Here is an 18,026-nt window from a genome sequence, read left to right on the forward strand (position 1 = left end):
CTCTATGAAAACATCTGAACAAGAAAGCATAGGCGGAGCAAATATGGCCAGGAGGTCATTTTTACGCTATGCGGGATTAGGCGTGGCATCTGCCGGCCTTTTAGCTACAGCAGCTTGCCACAAAGATCATAAGGTAATAGTTAATAACGGTATTGACATCGGCGCCAAAGGCGACCTTGCTATCCTGAACTATGCTTATGCTCTTGAGCAATTGGAAGCTGCATTTTATATCCAGGTGATCACCACCCCATATTCGGGTATGACATCTGACGAAAAAGCACTTTTCACCAGCATTCGCGACCATGAGATACTTCACCGCGAATTTTTCAAAGCTGCTTTAGGTGGTAACGCAATCCCAGCTCTTACTGTCGATTTCAGCACTATTGATTTTACTAAAAAAGCCGCTGTACTCGGTGCTGCCAAAGCGTTTGAAGATACCGGTGTACAAGCTTATGATGGCGCCGGTTACCTGATCCAGGACGCGGGCTACCTTACCATTGCAGGTAAAATTGTATCCGTTGAAGCAAGGCATGCTGCATTGATCAGCAACATGATCACTCCCGGTTCATTTGCCGCCAGTGACCAGGTTGATGCCAGCGGTTTAAACAAATCAGCAACCATTGCACAGGTATTGCCTATTGCAAATACTTACCTGAAAACTAAAGTGAGTGCATCTAATTACAGTTACGTAGCTTAATCCCCACATCGCCATGAATTTATTTAACATAATAGACGAAATAGAAAAAATCGATCCGGAATTGAACGACAGGTTTAATCCGCGTCGTGCCGCGATAAAAAATATAACAAGCTTTGGTTCAAAAGTAGCAATAGCTGCCCTGCCATTTGCATTAGGCACCATGTTTAAAAGAGCTTATGGAGCTACCGCAGCACCAACTGTTCTTGAGGTTTTAAACTATGCGCTTACTTTAGAGTACCTTGAAGGTAAATTTTACTCAAACGGGGTAACCAAAGCGGGTTTTATTCCTCCTTCAGGTTTGCCAACTTATACCGTAATTGCCAATGATGAAAGCCAGCACGTTGAATTTTTAATAAGTGTTATTAAAAGTTTAGGCGGCACACCGGTAGCTGTACCTAAGTTCGATTTTTCGGCTGGTGGCGGAACTGGAACAGGGCCTTTAGGCAATTCCGTTTTCACGGACTATCCTACTTTTCAAAAAGTTGCAGTAGCTTTTGAGGATACAGGTGTACGTGCTTACAAAGGCCAGGCGCCAAACCTATTGGGCAACCAGGTTGTTTTAACGGCAGCATTGTCAATTCACGCTGTTGAAGCACGCCACGCGTCGGCAGTGCGCCAGCTTATCGGCATATCACCATGGATAACCAGCACAGCAACAAAAGGGAATGATACCGGCGTAGCTTTGGTTGATGGTAATTATGATGGCGAGCAAAATGTTACCCAGGGCCCTGTAAATGTTACCACGCTTGCAAGCGCCGGCGGGTCATCAACATCAGTAGCTGTGGCTACCGCTGCGTTTGATGAGCCCCTTAGCATGGACCAGGTATTGAAATTATTAGTGGGTACTTTTATATACAGCTAAATAAGGTTATTATCTCAACATGAAAAAGACCGGGAGCAAACAACCCCCGGTCTTTTTTTATGCCGATAAATTAAATTATTTATTCAGCGCCTGCTGGCCAAATTTAATCAGGTCGTTTGCTCTGATATAGCCTACGGTTCCAGAAACAGGTTTGCCTTTGCTGGTGAATATGATCATGGTAGGGTAAGCCTGCAGGCCCCATTCGGCGGCAAGGGCCGGGCCTTGCCCCTTTTCCATATCAATGGCTACGTTCACAAAATTGTCATTGTAAAAATCGGCTACTTTATTGTTTTTAAATGTAGTAGCCTTAAGCATTTTGCAGGGGCCGCACCAGCTTGCATAGGCATCAACAAAAATATATTTGTTTTGGCGGGCTGCCTGTTTTAAGGCTTCGGTCCAGGAGTTTTCAATAAAATTAATTTGAGTTGATGGCTTGCTGATACTTTCCTGTGCTTTGGCAGCAGGGCCGGATACAAGGGCAAGTACAATGATAAAATAACTTATATGCAGGAGTTTTTTCATTTTCAATCAGGGTATTTATAAAAACAGCACGTATATAATGCTTTATACGTGCTGTTTATTATAGCGGTTATATTTTTATTTTACCTGTTTTCGGGGCGGCGTTGCTGTTGCTGGCGTTGTTGCTCCTGTTGTTGTTTTTGAGCTTGCTGTTGCTGCTGACGCTGGGCCTGCTGTTGTTGCTGTTGTTGTTGGCGCTGAGCTTGTTGTTGCTGCTGCTGTTGCTGCCTTTGGGCCTGCTGCTGTTGCTGACGTTGCTGCTCCTGCTGCTGCCTTTGGGCCTGCTGCTGTTGCTGGCGTTGCTGCTCCTGCTGCTGCCTTTGGGCCTGCTGTTGCTGCTGACGCTGCTGTTCCTGTTGCTGCCTTTGAGCTTGCTGTTGCTGCTGACGTTGCTGTTCTTGTTGTTGTCTTTGGGCTTGCTGTTGCTGCTGACGTTGCTGTTCCTGTTGTTGCCTTTGGACTTGCTGTTGCTGCTGACGTTGCTGTTCCTGTTGTTGCCTTTGGACTTGCTGCTGTTGCTGACGTTGTTGCTCTTGCTGTTGTTTTTGAGCTTGTTGCTGTTGCTGGGCCTGCTGGCGTTGTTGCTCCTGTTGTTGCTGACGTTGTGCTTGCTGGTCTTGTTGATCTTGAGGCCGCTGTTGTTGCTGGCGTTGCTGACGTTGCGCTTGCTGGTCAGGTTGGTTCTGAGGCCGTTGTTGCTGCTGGCTTTTTGCCTGTTGTTCTTGTTGACGCTGTTGTAATTGCTGCTGACGTTGGGCCTGCTGCTGTTGCTGGGTTTGATCTTTTTGTTTTTGATCAAGCTGCTGCTGCCTCTGAGCCTGTTGCTGTTGCTGGCGTTGTTGTGCTTGCTGCTCACGCTGTGCCTGGTTGTCTCCGGGCCTTGCATTCGGCTGGTTAGGGCGTGCTCCGTTTGCAGGGGTTGGCCTTGCAGCCGGGCCTGCATGATTAACCTGCACTATTTTGTTATCAGGTCTTTCATTTCGGGCTACTTCTCTTAAACGGGCGGCATTATTGCGGTTAATAGCTGCATTTCCGGCTTGCCTGTTAGCTATACCATTGTTAGGGTTTTGCTGACGATAGGCCGCAGCATTTACCACCCTTGCCGGCCTTGCATCAGGCGCTTTCCTTATTTCGGGGCGATAAATATTCACAGTGTTATTAACTACCCTGCCGCCGCCGTTTGGCCGGTTAACATTGGTAATGTTATAAACGCGTACATTACGGTTGTTGGTAACCTGCCTGATCTCGTTAATTCTTGGGCCGGTTACATAAGTACGGTTGTTATTAACATAGGTGTTGTTAATAATAGTTGTTTGGTGAATAATGTTTACCACACGGGTTTGTGGCACATAATAGTTGTAAATGTTTGGCCTGTTGATATAAGCCTGTGGAGCGCAAACCCAGTAATTATCGGGCACGTTGTAGCTATTGCCAAAGGATATATTGATGCTGATACCCGGTTGCAAAGGTGCCCAGCCATAATAGCCGCCACCATGCCTCCAGCTAACCCATGCCGGTGCCCATTCATGGCCCGGAATCCATTCCCAGCCATAATAATCATCATAACGCCACCTGCCGTAGTGAAATGGCGCCCAGCCCCATGGGTAATCAGATACCCAGGTATTACCATAGTCGGTTACTACCCAGTGGCCGCGGGTTGCATATGGCCTGAAATTGTCTTCTGCATCGGGGATCCAAACGTTACCGTATTGAGGATCATTAACCCAGGTACCGTAAGGATCAAGTTCGTCATAAAACTCCTGGTCGGATACGTAGCCTCCTTCCTGGGCTTTACTCCTGTTTGGTGCGGCAAGCATTATCAAAAATGCTATTAAGCTGATACCGCATATTTTATTGATGAATTTCATAATAATAGTGTTTAAAAAAAGCCTGTTATATTGTTGTTGCTAAATATATGACAGGCAGAAGTATAAAACGTTTAAAGCAAAAATTGTTTTAATGCGTTTATACAAACTCAGTAGGTGTAATTATGGGGATAAAATTTTATTGCTATCTTGTGTACTACGCTTAAAAATTAAATAATTTTGCTACCTGTTTTATAAACTATAACTATGAGCACAGTAAATATTCCACGCCTGGATCTGAATACCTATATAAACGGCAGCGCCGAAGAACGGAAGCAATTTTCGAACGATATTGGCAAGGCTTTTAATGAAACCGGTTTTGTTACTATTACCAATCATGGCCTTAGTAAAGAGCTGATAGATAAGCTTTACGAGCAGGTTAAAGCATTGTTTGCCGAACCAGATGCAGTAAAACAACAATATGAAATTCCGGGTTTAGCAGGCCAGCGCGGGTATACCGGTAAAGGCAAGGAAACAGCTAAAGGTTTTAAAACTCCCGATTTGAAGGAGTTTTGGCAGATAGGCCAAACCGTAACAGATGATGATACACTGAAGGCACAATATCCTGATAACGTAACGGTTAACGAATTGCCCGAATTTAACCCAACCACCATCGAAGTTTACAAAAAGCTGGAAGCGGCCGGTAAACATTTGCTCCGTGCAATTGCCGTTTATCTTGAACTGCCCGAAAACTATTTTGACGATAAAGTACACAACGGTAATTCCATACTCCGTACCCTGCACTATTTCCCGATAGCCGATCCCGATTCGGTACCTGATGATGCAGTACGTGCCGGTGCCCACGAAGATATCAACCTGATCACTTTATTGATAGGTGCCAGTGCCGACGGGCTTGAGCTGTTAACCCGCGATAACAGCTGGTTCCCGGTGAAAGCTTATGGTGAAGACCTGGTAGTTAACGTTGGCGATATGCTGCAGCGTTTAACCAACAACAAACTGAAATCAACTACCCACCGCGTAGTGAACCCACCGCGCGAGTTGATGAAATTCTCCCGTTTTTCGGTGCCATTTTTCCTGCACCCCAAATCAAATATGGATTTGACCAGCCTTGACTCGTGCATTGATGAGCAGCACCCTAAGTTGTATACCGATATTACGGCAGGCGAGTATTTGGATGAACGTTTGAGAGAGATTGGTTTAAAGATGTAATGCAAAAAAATGTCATTGCAAGCAACCATCAGGGAAACCCTGAAAAAAAACGTAATGAGGTATAAAATATATTTCAGCGATGGTGCGCGGGGGCCGCGTTAGGGATTGCAGTGTAAAGCCCGCAGCGTGCGTCGGCTTTGCGGGTAGGAAAGGCGAGGACTTGGAACGGAAAGCCCGGGCCGCAGGCAACGCCCATATTTATAAAACGGATCATAAAATACGCTTAATAATAAATAACTTACAATTATGTCATTATAAGGTACGAAGCAATCGCACGGAAGCTTGTCCGCCCTGTAACGCATGCAATTGCCACGTCGCTCCCAGGCTCATTCCCGTTTCGCTCCCCGCAATGACATCTTCATAATAACAAAGCCCTCTCCAAATGGAAAGGGCTTTTACATTTAATACAGATAGATGAAATATTTTTATTTAACCAGCACAGCTTTCCCATCAACACTTTCTCCGGCTGCCTGTCTCCTTTTATATAACACAAACAACGCAGTAGCCATTACCCCGATAATGCCTTCAATACAAACCGCTTTGCGCGGACCAAGCTCATTGGCTAACCAGCCTGCCATTAAACTGCCTATAGGGATCATGCCCTGGTAAGCCATAACATAATAGCTGATAGCCCGCGCCCTCATGGTCGGGATAGCGTGGGTTTGGATATAAGTGTTAATGGCCGATGTTTGCGCCATCATACCAACCCCGGTAAGTACCATAAACATTAAAGCGAAAGGCAGTTTGCTGGCATAAGCCACCATCAAAACGCTTACACCGAAGACCAGGCTTGCGATAGACATGATCTTCACTAAATTTTTACTGCTTTTTAAGTTGGCTAAATAAACCGCGCTAACCACCGAGCCTAAGCCTGCTGCGCTCTCAAACCAGCTGAAGGTTTTGGCATCGCCATTAAAAATATCTTTTGCAAAAATGGGCATCAGCGTATTAAAAGGAATAACGAACAGGCTACTTGCAGTAAGCATCAGGATCATGCTGCTCAGGTCGCTGTCGCCTGATACGTATCTGAAACCTTCCTGCAATTCTGTCCAGATGCTTTTTTCTGAACGGATAGGGACTATAGTATCCAGTCTCATCATAAATAAACAGGTAAGTACCGGAATATAGCTCAGAAAATTACCAAAGAAACAAACATCCTCGCCAAATGTGCTCAATACTATACCTGCAATGGCAGGGCCGGCAATACGCGCAAGGTTGGTCATGGTTGAGTTTAGGGCGATGGCATTGGGCAGGTCGGCCTTGTCATCAACCATATCAACCATTAATGATTGACGGCAGGTAATGTCAAAAGCATTGACGATGCCCTGCAATAGGCTTAAACCAATGATAGCCGGGATATTATAGATCTTGAAAAATATCATGAAAGCAAAGGCCCCGGCCTGCAGCATAGATACCACCTGGGTAATAACTAAAATGCGGTAACGGTTATGCCTGTCAACAATACTGCCGGCGTATGGCGCCAATATCAGGGATGGGATCAGGCTTACAAAACCTACTATACCCAGTAAAAGGGCCGAACCGGTAAGGCGGTAAACCAACCAGCTCACTGCTGTTTTTTGCATCCATGTGCCGATGAGGGATATTGACTGACCGTAAAAAAACAGCTTGAAATTACGGTACTTTAAAGAGCGAAACACATTCATTTGTTCAATTCATAACAAAAGCAAATTCAGGGGAGTACTTAATGCAAGACTATTGAATTGTTTTATGATGCAAATATCGCCCATATTGATACATTTGTAAAATAGATTGTTTTAATGTAATTAATAGATAAAAACGATTGATTATGGAATTGCGTCAACTCCAGTACTTTGTTAAAGCTGCCGAAACCATGAACTTTACCGAGGCAGCAGCGGCTGTTTTTATTACGCAAAGTACCCTATCGCAACAGATTAAGCAGTTGGAGGAAGAACTGGGTATGCTCCTGTTCGACAGGGTGGGCAAGCGCGTGCGCATAACCGAAGCCGGGCATATATTTTTAACCCATGCCCGCAAAATCCTTAACGATGTGCAGCGGAGCAAACAAGCCATCAGCGAGTTGCAGAATGCCACCACCGGCGAGCTGAACCTTGGCGTGTCATATGCTTTTACCTCTTTGTTATTACCGGCGCTGGCCCCGTTTAGCACTAAATATCCGGGCATCAAGATCTTTATCACCTACGGCAGCCCCGAAGAACTTGAAAAAAAGTTACGACTGGCCGAACTGGATATGATCCTGGCCTTCCATAATGAAAGCGACGACGAAGACCTGGAAATGCAGGAGCTGTTTAGTTCAAGCGTGGTAATGGTAGTTTCTAAAAATAATCCGCTTGCTCAACTCAAAAAAATAAGTCTGGAAGAGCTCGCCAAACAAGACCTCATTTTACCAGGTAAAGGTTTCAGCTCGCGTGATTTTATTAATGACCTGTTTAACCGTAAAAAGATAACGCCCAATATCAAAATAGAGCTTAATGATGTGCATTCGCTGCTGGCACTTGTTGAGAACGGTCCCTGGGCCACCGTATTGAACGAAAAAGCTATCATCGGCTGGAACAAAGTAACCGCTATCCCCATCGAATCAAAAGAGATCAAACGACAATCCTACATCCTGTGGCAAAAAGGGGTTTACCGGAAAAGAGCGGCTATTTTATTTATTGAGGAGTTGATGCGGGTGATGGAGAGTGAGTAATATTAAAAAAAATGTCATTTCGATAGAGCAGATGGGGCTGAGCACCGGGGCGAAAGAGAAATCTTATACGCTATGTAAGAGTCCGTTGTTAAAGTTTGTGAGCAGGGCGTATAAGATTTCTCCTCACGCTACCGCTCCATTCCTGCGCTTGTTCGTCGAAATGACAGGCGTATAATGTGTCTCCCCCGCGGTCCTGTCATCACGACTGCATAATCAGTCCAGCCCGAATTACTTCTTCATCTCTTCCCTTATTGCCCTCAAAAATTCATTGGGGTGTTTGGAGCCGATAATGTAAAGCAGACCGTCACGGTCGGTAAGGTGGATGGCTTCGTTGCCCGAAGTAAAAAAGCGGATAGTGCCTTTGGTATGCAGGTTGTAAACCGGGTTGTTAAAAAGATAGCGGCTGTAAGTGCCTTTTTCAACTTTCACAATTCCGTTTAAATCTATTTTTACCAGTTTGGTTGTCCACAGACCGTCAAGCATAACGCTTTTGTTTTCCACACGTGTGCGGAAATGGAGCAGGAAGCCCATGATAATGGAAATAATGATGATGGCAAAGCCCACAACAACCAGTAAATCGCCGTTGCGTTCGCGCTCATCAGTAAAAAAGTAGGCTGCAAAACAGAACATGGCCAAAACCAGGCGTATGGTTAGCGGTATAAATTCCCGGCCAAGGTATTGCTTTTCAGTAAAAACGGATTTATCGCTCATGTTAGTTTAAACAGTTCGAAGATAATAACTTTTTTAGTGTTATCACTCACTTTATACCTTTCGTCGGGGCGGTAACCGCCAATCCACATAATTTCACCGTTGCCATTTACCAGGATAGGGATTTCTTCCTTTTGATGCAGCGGCACTTTTTGATTGATGAAAAAATCGCTCAGTTTCTTTTTGCCCTTCATCCCCAAAGGGAAAAAATGATCGCCCTCCTGCCATGTGCGCACTTTAAGCGGGTAAACCAGCTTGTCCGCATCAATTGATACTGCTAATGGGTTATCCTTTATGATCAGCGGGCTATCATCATGCAGCAAATTTATCCTATAAACGCCAAAATTAGCTGCGTGGTCTGTTGGGTTAATAATAACTTCAGGCAGCAGGGCTGTTGCTCTGGATTTAAGGATAATGTTATCCCGGTCGAGAAATAAGGTGTGTGTACCAGATTCAAATACCCGGCCGGAGTGTTTATCAAGCGAAGCAATGAGGTCATCAATAGTGTCCTCATTAAAGCCATACTCGTCCAGCAACTTAAAAAGCAACAACCGTTTGGGTTTTAGTTTTTTTACTTCGGCAATGGGCAGGTGAATAATGCCATCATGTATCTGCGGCAGTGTTTGCCTTAATTCGTCAAGCTTAAGCTCAAGTAACAGTTCCAGGTCGCGGAAATGGAGCAGGTTGTTTTCAAAAGTTTTTTCGAGCGATGGGTTCAGTTCTTTCAACTTAGGCACAACCTCCAGCCTGATTTTATTGCGGGCATACTTTGCCGAAGCGTTGGAACTGTCCTCAACAAAAGTTAAACCTTCGGCACCAACAATGGTCTGTATCTCCACCCGGGTAAGGAATAACAGGGGGCGCACCAGTTTGCCATTTTTAGGCAAAATGCCATGCAAACCGGCAATTCCGGTACCGCGTGTAAGGTTTAACAATATTGTTTCAATAGTATCGTTTTGGTGGTGGGCAAGCGCAACGGCCTCATAGCCTGATTGCTGGCTAATGGTATCAAACCACTGGTAACGCAGGTCACGGGCAGCCATTTGTATCGATACCTTGTTTTCGGCAGCGTATTGTTTTGTGTCAAAATTAACAGTGTGGAAAGGTACACCAAGTGCTGTGGCAAGGTTGCGGCAAAAATCCTGGTCGCGCAAGGCTTCATCGCCGCGCAGCTGAAAGTTGCAATGGGCAATGCCAAAGTCATAGCCCGCAGCTTTAAGCAGGTGTGTCATTAAAACCGAATCGATGCCGCCGCTTACCGCTGCCAGTATTTTGGTGACAGGTGTAAATAAAGCATTTTGCTCAATAAAATTAACAAACTGATTAACTGGCAGCATTCATCAAAATTATTAATTTAATAACCCCAACAAAAAACTAATTTTGCCATTGTGAGGAAATACGTTTTATGCTTTTTGTTTTTGGCGATGGCAACTGCAGCTATGGCTCAAAAAAAATCAATTGTAAACCTGATACAATCTGAACGAAGCACCGGCACAAAGGTTAATGGCAGGCAGCTGATCAAGGTATATAAAGGTGTGTTTAAGCAGGATTACTCCATCCTCCGGTCGGACAGTGCTTACTTTTATCCCAACGAAAATGCCTTTGATGCCTTTGGTAACGTAAACATAAACCAGGGCGATACACTGAATATATTTTCGGATAAGCTTAACTATAATGGTAATACCAAAATAGCTATCCTTACCGATAATGTTAAAATGGTTGACCGCGATGCTACCTTAACCACCAATTACCTTACGTATAACACGGCCAGCCGCATAGGTACCTATACCGGTGGTGGAAAGTTGGTGAACAAGGATAACGTGCTCACCAGTAAAAACGGTTACTATTTTGCTTTCAGCCGCGACTCTTATTTTCGGTACGATGTGGTACTTACCACGCCCGATGCCCTGATAAAAACCGATACCCTTAAGTACAATACAGGTACGCGCATAGCCTATTTTTTCGGCCCGACCAATATTTACGGCACCAAGGATAAGGATACCCTGTACACCGAAAACGGCCGGTATAATACAGTTACTGAGCAGGCCTATTTTGGGAAAAAGAATTCATACAGGCAGGGCACCAAATCATTAAAAGGAGACAGCCTTTTTTATGATAAGCTGAAAGGCTATGGCCGGGCGGTAAAAAACATCACTTTTGAAGACCGGGAACAAAAGGTAACCATTAAAGGCGATCTGGGCACATACTTCAGGGCCGAGGAAAAAACCGTTGTTACCGAAAATGCTTATGTAGTACTGGTTTCCGAACAAAAGGATACCAGTAAAACCGATACCACAGTTAAGCAATTACCTGCCGAAAATAAAAATGCAAAAACATCGGCCAAAAACGTTACCGATCTTAGTAAAGTTGCCAACGCCATAAAGCCCGATAGCAGCCATAAGGCCCCGGCCAATACCATGCCCATTAAGCAACCTTTTGCTATAGGTAAAAAAGATAGCGCCAATGTTGATATGGCAACTACGCTGGTACAGGGTGCTATGAAAAATAATAAAAACATGGCTGCCGATGCTTTAATAAATGCAGCAACGCAGGCAAAAAAAGGGAATGAAAAGCTGATCGATTCGGCGCTGAAGGCTGCCGCCCCTGTATTAAAAAACAATAAGGACAAGGCCAACATAAAAAACATAGGCAGCCTGGCCGGCGTTGCCGATGCCATAAAGCCAGGTGTTGCCAAAGTAACCGGGAAGCTTATACCCGTAAAAACACCAGTGGTGCCAAAAGATACCAGCCACATTAAACGCGATTCGATATACATGACTGCCGATACTATTGAAACGCAGATCATGACCTATAAAAATCAAAAAATTTACCAGGAGCGTCAGCGTACTTTGCGCGATACCACGTTGAAACAACGCAAACTGCTGGCTGACAAGAAATCATCGAAGTTTTTGACGGCCTATTACATTAAGGTACCTAAAGACACCAGCTATTTTCACCGCGATTTTTTTGGTAAACCTAAGCCGGTAAATGATTCGTTGCAACGCAAAAAGGATGCGCTTGCCGCAATCAGGAAAGCAAAGCAGGATAGTATTGCCCGCGTACAGATGCAGCGCGATCCGGTTTTTAAACAATATCCGGTTAACGTAAAAGATACCGCCCGCGTAAGGATGCTTATCGGGCACCACCACGTCAAGATCTTTAAATCAGATCTGCAGGCTAAGGCCGATTCGATATTTTACAGTAACAGCGACTCCACCATGCGCATGTACGTAAATCCTATTATCTGGGCACAAGGCTCGCAAATGAGCGGTGATACGGTATACCTGCAAATGCGCCACAAAAAACTGGATAATATTGAGCTGTTCCCGTCGGCGTTTATCGTAAATATCGAAAAAGATGATTCCACGCATTTTAACCAGGTATCGGGTAAAAAGATGCGGGGGTATTTTAAGGATGATAAGCTGGACCAGATGTATACATTCGGCAATGCTGAAACCATTTATTTTCAGCGCGACAGCGGCAAGGTTTCGGGGATGCAGCGATCATTAAGCAGCCGGATCCGTACAGCTTTTAAAAACAACCAGGCCACTGATGTTGTCTTTTTAACCAAGCCCGAAAACCGGTATATCCCTATTGAAAAAGTTAAGGAAGACGATAAGATCCTGAAGGGCTTTTTGTGGAAACCTAAAGAGCGGCCGGCATCCAAAGAGGATATTATAAAGAAGCGAAGTAAAAAAGTAACACCTGCAAAGCCGGGGGTAAAAACTGCTCCGGGCAAACCAGGTAGTGCAAAGCCGGGTACAAGCCTCAAGACCGACAGCCTGAAAGGGCCCGGACAAAAAAATATGCAGGATAGCACCTTAAAAGTTGATACTGGAAAGAATAATGCGGTAAAAATTAAAAAGGATACGATAAATAAGAATTTTGTACCAAAATTGCCCAAAAATGGGCAAAAAGTAGACACTATTGTTAATAAAGCGTTACCTGTTAGGAAAAACTGATACAAAATGAAAAAAAAGTAACATTTTTTATCAAAAAAATTAGTCTACTAAATCTATAGTGCTTATATTTGACTAATTGTTATTATCGATCTAACCAATTAGTTCTTTATGATAAATAATGAGGTCAGTCAACTTAAATTTAAAAAAGAGACAGCCGGCGGGCTATCTCTTTTTTTTCTGCCTCTTTTTTAAAGCATGTTTAAACGCTTGTTTTATTTATCAAATAAAGTAAACATCATGTATCCCGGCGTGTTATCCCAATAAACAAACCACCATGATCGATCAAAAAGATACCACACCGGCTGCTAAAGATGGGAAGTACGAGTTCCTGATCAACTATTCAGAACGTGAGCTTACCTGCCGTGTTGAAAAAGAGCAAAACAAGCTGCATGTTTTTATCGATAACAACATCAACGCCGAGCTGGAACTTCAGCCCGATGGCAGCCTTACCCAGGCCAGCGGCAACGCCCTGCCCGAATCAACAATTGAGTTTATTAAAAAGCATGTGCTGGAGCAGTAAACAGTATATTAGATCGATAAATATTTGTCATAATGAGCGATAGCGAAGGATCATCTTCAAGATGCGGAGCGGCTATACAGAGCGAAAAAGATGCTTTGTTCTTCAGCATCGATTGGCAGCTACCGTATGGAGACATCTTGTCAATGAATATCAATCAATAAAACCAAATGTCATTTCGACGAACCACTTTGGGGATGTGCGGGCGAGGTGAGGAGAAATCTTATACGTCCTGCCCTAAACCTTACATAGGGCCCTACCGAGCGTATAAGATTTCTCTTTCGCCCCGACACTCAACCACCCCTGCTCAATCGAAATGACATTTTCTTTTATTTGAAAAAATGTGTCCACATAGTACGATTGGCAGGTAGTACTAATAACACAACATCTTCCAAAAATTTTCAATTTTTAAATATTATTCGTTAATCTTGAATAGTATTCTGAACCGGTTAAATCCTGCTGCGCTGTTGCCAATTATCAGCGTATTATAACATATATACGTTTTATGAACAAGACTAAAGTAGCCATACTGGGTGCCGGTTTTATTACCGATATCCACATGGAATCATACCATCGCTTTATTCCCGAAGCGGAGGTAGTAGCCTGTTACGCCCGTAACCCCGAAAAAGCTAAAGCCTTTGCCGCCAAATACAACATAGCCCAATGGTTTGACGATATTGATAAGCTCATTGCCGAATCGGGCTGTGAAGTGGTAGATATCTGCCTGCCCAATTACCTGCATGCCGAAGCTACAATCAAGGCAGCAAAAGCAGGCAAGCATGTGATTATTGAAAAGCCACTTGCCGTTACGCTTGAAGAAGCCGACGAAATGATTGCCGTATGCAAGGCCAGCAATGTAAAACTGATGTATGCCGAAGAACTTTGCTTCGCGCCAAAATATGAACGGGCAAGGCATCTGGTAAAAGAAGGGGCCGTTGGCGAGATCTATATGCTGAAACAGGGCGAAAAGCATTCGGGCCCGCATTCGGATTGGTTTTATGACATCAATTTTTCGGGCGGCGGGGTGATCATGGATATGGGCTGCCATGCATTAGGCTGGTTCCGCTGGATGCTGGATAATGCCAAACCTAAAAGCGTTTATGCCAGTATGAGCACTGTGCTTCATAAAGGCCGCACCAAGGGCGAAGATAATTCGGTAATTATTGTTGAGTTTGAAAACGGCGTAACTGCCGTGGCCGAAAATAGTTGGGCCAAACATGGTGGTATGGACGATCGCTGCGAGATCCATGGCCTTGGAGGCGTTATTTATGCCGATTTGTTTATGGGCAATGCCGCAGTAACGTACAGTCGCGACGGGTACGGCTACGCCATGGAAAAATCAGATACCACGCAAGGCTGGAGCTTCACCATTTTTGAGGAAGCCTTTAACCAGGGCTATCCGCATGAGCTAAAACATTTTATTGATTGCGTGCAAAACAACAAAACCCCGCTGGTAACCGGCGAAGATGGCAGGGCTGTGCTCGAGTTGATCTATGCGGCCTATGCATCGGCGGGAGCAGGTAAGAAAATTGAGCTGCCTTTTTCGGCAAAAATCGATAAACCGGTAAACCTTTGGCTCAATACTAAATAGAAAATGAAACTACATACATATCCCGATTACAACACCATGTCGAAAGCTGCGGCCGATTTGGTGGTTACCCTCGTTAATCAAAAGCCCGATGCGCTTATCTGCTTCCCTTCCGGCGAATCGCCGACAGGCTTACTCAGCTATCTGGTTCAATATGCAAGCCACGGCCAGGTTGATTTTAGCCAGACAAACTTTGTAGGGCTTGATGAATGGGTTGGGCTCGACCGTACAAATGATGGCAGCTGTACCTATTTTCTCGAAAAATATTTTTTTACCCCATTAAAGATCTCTCCTAAAAAGGTGAAGTTTTTTAATGCGGTGGCCGACGATCTGGATGCCGAATGCCAGGCTATGAATAAACATATTGATAATTTGGGCGGCCTGGATATGATGGTGGTTGGCGTGGGGCTTAACGGCCACATCGGCCTTAATGAACCCGGTGCCGATTTTCATTCATATGCCCATCACTCGCCTCTGGCTCCTATTACTATTGAGGTTGCTCAAAAATATTTTACTACCGATACTGTTTTAACCGAAGGCATTACCCTTGGCTTGAGGCACCTGGCCGAAGCCGCTGTACCGGTGCTGATAGCCAGCGGAAGTAAAAAAGCACCCATCATAGCGCAGGCATTGCAGGGATATGTTACCAATGATGTGCCTGCCTCCATATTTAAAACGCTGCAAAACTCGCAGGTGTTTTTGGATGATGCCGCCGCCGCGCAGCTGAGCTTAACAGTATAAAAACTGTTATGATGAGCTTAAAGCTTAAGGCACAAAGCCGAAAGCTAAAAATATAAAGCTTTAAGCCTTCTGCTTTGTGCTTTTAGCTTTTAAGGACCGAATGCTTTAGGCCTTTAGCTTTGCACTTTCAGCTTTATATAAAACCTATTGGCAATTAAACAGTTTATTAACCATAACCATTGTACCAATGCCTGATGAACCTAAAAATACTGCCGGTCAGTTTACTTATGATGCTATTGTAATAGGCTCGGGCATCAGTGGTGGGTGGGCAGCTAAAGAACTTTGCGAGCAGGGCCTTAAAACACTTGTGCTTGAACGCGGCAGGGATGTGCAGCATATTAAAGATTATCCTACCGCAACCATGGATCCATGGGAGTTTAAACACCGCGGAGCAATGACCAAGGCCTTTATGGACGAAAATCCGCTGATAACTCGCGCTGCAGGCTACGGGGAGGATGATGCTCATTTTTTTGTAAAGGATAAAGATCATCCATACATCCAGGAAAAACCTTTCGACTGGATCCGCGGCTACCAGGTTGGCGGTAAATCGCTTACCTGGGGCAGGGCCTGCCAGCGCTGGAGCAAGTATGAGTTTGAAAACCCGGCCCGGTTTGGTTATGGTATTGAATGGCCTATAGGTTATGATGATGTAGCACCATGGTACTCGCATGTAGAAAAGTTTATAGGTGTTTGCGGCAATAAGGACGGCATTGAATCCATGCCCGATGGTGAGTTTTTGCCGCCCTTTGATATGAACGCGGTGCAGGAACACATAAGCAAAAAAATAAAAGAAAGCTTCCCCGACAGGCACCTCGTACATGCCCGCTGGGCGCATATTACCGAACCCAAACAGATCCACATTGACCAGGGCCGGGTTAAATGTATGGCCCGGAACCTGTGTATGCGCGGCTGCCCATTCGGTGGTTATTTCAGTTCGGTAAGCTCAACACTGCCATGGGCTAAAAAAACTGGTAACCTTACCATAAGGCCGTTTTCGGTTGTTCATTCCATTATTTATGACGAAGAACTGGGCAAAGCTACCGGCGTAAAGGTTATTGATACCAATACCAAACAGGAGTTTGTATACCAGGCACGCATCATTTTCATGAATGCTTCGGCATTGAATACTAACCTCATCCTGCTTAATTCAATTTCAAACCGGTTCCCGAACGGGCTTGGCAACGATAATGGTTTGCTGGGTAAATATATCGCCTTTCAAAACTACCGGGCATCTGTAACGGCCGATATGGATGGCTTTTTAGACCGCTACTATTTTGGCCGCAATCCAACAGAGCTGATCCTGGCTAATTATCGTAATCTGCATCAACAGGAAACTGACTATAAGGGAGGTTTCACCACTTTTATGGGTGCTTACCGTAACCGGGGGCCAAAAGAAACAGCCGAAGGTGAAGTTGGAGCTGCTTACAAAGATTCGCTTACAGAACCGGGCGGCTGGAGTGCTTATATGTACCTGCAGGGCGAAACTATCCCCAAAGTTAGTAATCATGTGCGCCTGAGTAAAGAGCAGAAAGATCAATGGGGCATCCCCCTGCTGATAACTTCGGTTGAGTATGATGATAATGATGAGCGTATGATCCAAGATTTTTTAACCCAAACCGCCGCCATGTTTGAAAAGGCAGGCTGTACCAATATTCAAAAGCATGAAAATAAACAAGCCCCCGGCCTGGATATTCATGAAATGGGTGGCGTACGCATGGGGAAGGATCCTAAAACATCGCTGCTTAACCAATGGAACCAGCTGCATTTGTGCAAAAACGTGTTTGTTACGGATGGTGCCTGCATGACCAGTACAGGTAACCAGAGCCCGTCGATATTGTATATGGCATTAACCGCCCGCGCTGCTACTTTTGCCGTAGGCGAACTTAAAAAAGGAAATCTTTAAAACTTACTAAATAAACATAGCACCAATGAATAAGTTATTTTTAATAGCACTAACAGCCATAGCGATTAGCGGCTGCCATTCGTCTACCCCCAAAAACTATAATAAGGACAGTACCGCGACAGCTTCAAAAGACAGCGCCGCGTTTGAACCTTTGTTTGATGGTAAAACTACTAAGGGCTGGCATGCCTACGGTAAACCGGCACCGGGTTTGGGCTGGAAAGCAGAAGATGGTGTGCTGCACCTTGACGCATCGCAAAAAGGCGATTGGCAAAGCAAAAACGGCGGCGATATGGTAAGTAACGGGGAATACGGGAACTTTGACCTTAAGCTGGAATGGAAGATCTCCAAAGGTGGGAACAGCGGCATCCTGTTCCTCGTTAAGGAAGATACCACCAAATACAAGTACAGTTATTTTACCGGCCCCGAATGCCAGGTTGTCGATAACAAGGAAAACGAAGATGGTAAACTCATCAAACACCGCGCAGGCGATTTGTATGACCTGATCTCGATATCAAAAGAAGTAGTTAAACCTGCCGGTGAATGGAATCAGGTAGAGATAGTTTGCAACAACAGCAAGCTTGATTTTACCATCAACGGCGAGCATGTGCTGTCAACCACCCTTTGGGATGATCATTGGAAAAAACTGGTAGCCGGCAGTAAATTTAAGCAATGGCCCGATTTCGGAACATTTAAAACAGGGCACATTGTATTACAGGATCATGGCGCGGATGTGTGGTACAGGAATATTGAGATTAAGAAATTGTAGTTGTAACATCTTCAATCGTCATTGCGAGGCACGAAGCAA

Annotated in this window: 15 protein-coding genes; 10 read left to right on the forward strand and 5 right to left on the reverse strand. The window is 44.8% G+C overall.

Features of this window, described 5'->3' with window-relative positions:
* Positions 1-4 precede the first annotated feature (4 nt).
* Both ACFFGT_RS32380 and ACFFGT_RS32385 read left to right on the forward strand, forming a co-directional pair.
* The gene (locus tag ACFFGT_RS32380) at positions 5-697 is read left to right on the forward strand and encodes a ferritin-like domain-containing protein (RefSeq protein ID WP_377026661.1); all 693 of its coding nucleotides are present in this window, start codon (positions 5-7) and stop codon (positions 695-697) included.
* A gap of 13 nt (positions 698-710) precedes the next feature.
* The gene (locus ACFFGT_RS32385) at positions 711-1,559 is read left to right on the forward strand and encodes a ferritin-like domain-containing protein (protein WP_377026662.1); all 849 of its coding nucleotides are present in this window, start codon (positions 711-713) and stop codon (positions 1,557-1,559) included.
* A gap of 75 nt (positions 1,560-1,634) precedes the next feature.
* Here ACFFGT_RS32385 and ACFFGT_RS32390 read toward each other — a convergent pair whose 3' ends face one another.
* Together ACFFGT_RS32390 and ACFFGT_RS32395 are read right to left on the reverse strand one after the other, a co-directional pair.
* Positions 1,635-2,081, reverse strand: coding sequence for a thioredoxin family protein (locus tag ACFFGT_RS32390; RefSeq protein ID WP_377026663.1), 447 nt, complete (start codon positions 2,079-2,081; stop codon positions 1,635-1,637).
* Positions 2,082-2,161: 80 nt separating this feature from the next.
* The gene (locus tag ACFFGT_RS32395; RefSeq protein WP_377026664.1) at positions 2,162-3,946 is read right to left on the reverse strand and encodes a DUF6600 domain-containing protein; all 1,785 of its coding nucleotides are present in this window, start codon (positions 3,944-3,946) and stop codon (positions 2,162-2,164) included.
* Between the two features lie 204 nt (positions 3,947-4,150).
* On the opposite strand from ACFFGT_RS32395, the gene ACFFGT_RS32400 reads away from it, so the two are divergent.
* Positions 4,151-5,113, forward strand: coding sequence for an isopenicillin N synthase family dioxygenase (locus ACFFGT_RS32400; RefSeq protein ID WP_377026665.1), 963 nt, complete (start codon positions 4,151-4,153; stop codon positions 5,111-5,113).
* 425 nt (positions 5,114-5,538) lie between these two features.
* Here ACFFGT_RS32400 and ACFFGT_RS32405 read toward each other — a convergent pair whose 3' ends face one another.
* On the reverse strand, positions 5,539-6,777 hold the full coding sequence (locus tag ACFFGT_RS32405; protein ID WP_377026666.1) for an MFS transporter: 1,239 nt from the start codon (positions 6,775-6,777) through the stop codon (positions 5,539-5,541).
* 143 nt (positions 6,778-6,920) lie between these two features.
* On the opposite strand from ACFFGT_RS32405, the gene ACFFGT_RS32410 reads away from it, so the two are divergent.
* Positions 6,921-7,802 carry a LysR substrate-binding domain-containing protein gene (locus ACFFGT_RS32410; RefSeq protein ID WP_377026667.1) on the forward strand — a complete coding sequence of 294 codons (882 nt, stop codon included), beginning with the start codon at positions 6,921-6,923 and terminating at the stop codon, positions 7,800-7,802.
* Between the two features lie 228 nt (positions 7,803-8,030).
* On the opposite strand, the gene ACFFGT_RS32415 is transcribed toward ACFFGT_RS32410, so the two are convergent.
* On the reverse strand, positions 8,031-8,513 hold the full coding sequence (locus tag ACFFGT_RS32415) for a hypothetical protein (protein WP_377026668.1): 483 nt from the start codon (positions 8,511-8,513) through the stop codon (positions 8,031-8,033).
* Positions 8,510-9,847: a tRNA lysidine(34) synthetase TilS gene (gene tilS / locus ACFFGT_RS32420; RefSeq protein ID WP_377026669.1), complete on the reverse strand. Its 1,338-nt coding sequence runs from the start codon at positions 9,845-9,847 to the stop codon at positions 8,510-8,512. Before tilS ends, ACFFGT_RS32415 begins: the two co-directional genes overlap by 4 nt.
* A gap of 51 nt (positions 9,848-9,898) precedes the next feature.
* Here tilS and ACFFGT_RS32425 point away from each other — a divergent pair, with 51 nt between their 5' ends.
* The 6 genes from ACFFGT_RS32425 (at position 9,899) to ACFFGT_RS32450 (ending at position 17,987) form a co-directional block, all read left to right on the forward strand.
* Positions 9,899-12,472, forward strand: a complete 2,574-nt coding sequence (locus tag ACFFGT_RS32425) for an OstA-like protein (protein WP_377026670.1) — start codon at positions 9,899-9,901, stop codon at positions 12,470-12,472.
* A 274-nt stretch (positions 12,473-12,746) separates the two neighbouring features.
* Positions 12,747-12,992, forward strand: coding sequence for a hypothetical protein (locus tag ACFFGT_RS32430; protein WP_377026671.1), 246 nt, complete (start codon positions 12,747-12,749; stop codon positions 12,990-12,992).
* A gap of 502 nt (positions 12,993-13,494) precedes the next feature.
* Complete coding sequence (locus tag ACFFGT_RS32435; RefSeq protein ID WP_377026672.1) at positions 13,495-14,580, forward strand: Gfo/Idh/MocA family protein; 1,086 nt, start codon at positions 13,495-13,497, stop codon at positions 14,578-14,580.
* Positions 14,581-14,583: 3 nt separating this feature from the next.
* On the forward strand, positions 14,584-15,318 hold the full coding sequence (locus tag ACFFGT_RS32440) for a 6-phosphogluconolactonase (protein WP_377026673.1): 735 nt from the start codon (positions 14,584-14,586) through the stop codon (positions 15,316-15,318).
* Positions 15,319-15,505: 187 nt separating this feature from the next.
* A complete protein-coding gene (locus ACFFGT_RS32445) occupies positions 15,506-17,221 on the forward strand; it encodes a GMC oxidoreductase (protein WP_377026674.1) in 1,716 nt (571 codons plus the stop codon).
* A 25-nt stretch (positions 17,222-17,246) separates the two neighbouring features.
* Entirely contained in the window at positions 17,247-17,987 is a 741-nt protein-coding gene (locus ACFFGT_RS32450; protein ID WP_377026675.1) for a 3-keto-disaccharide hydrolase, read from the forward strand.
* The last annotated feature ends 39 nt before the right edge of the window (positions 17,988-18,026 follow it).

The organism is Mucilaginibacter angelicae (assembly GCF_042434235.1).
Taxonomy (GTDB): Bacteria; Bacteroidota; Bacteroidia; order Sphingobacteriales; family Sphingobacteriaceae; genus Mucilaginibacter; species Mucilaginibacter angelicae.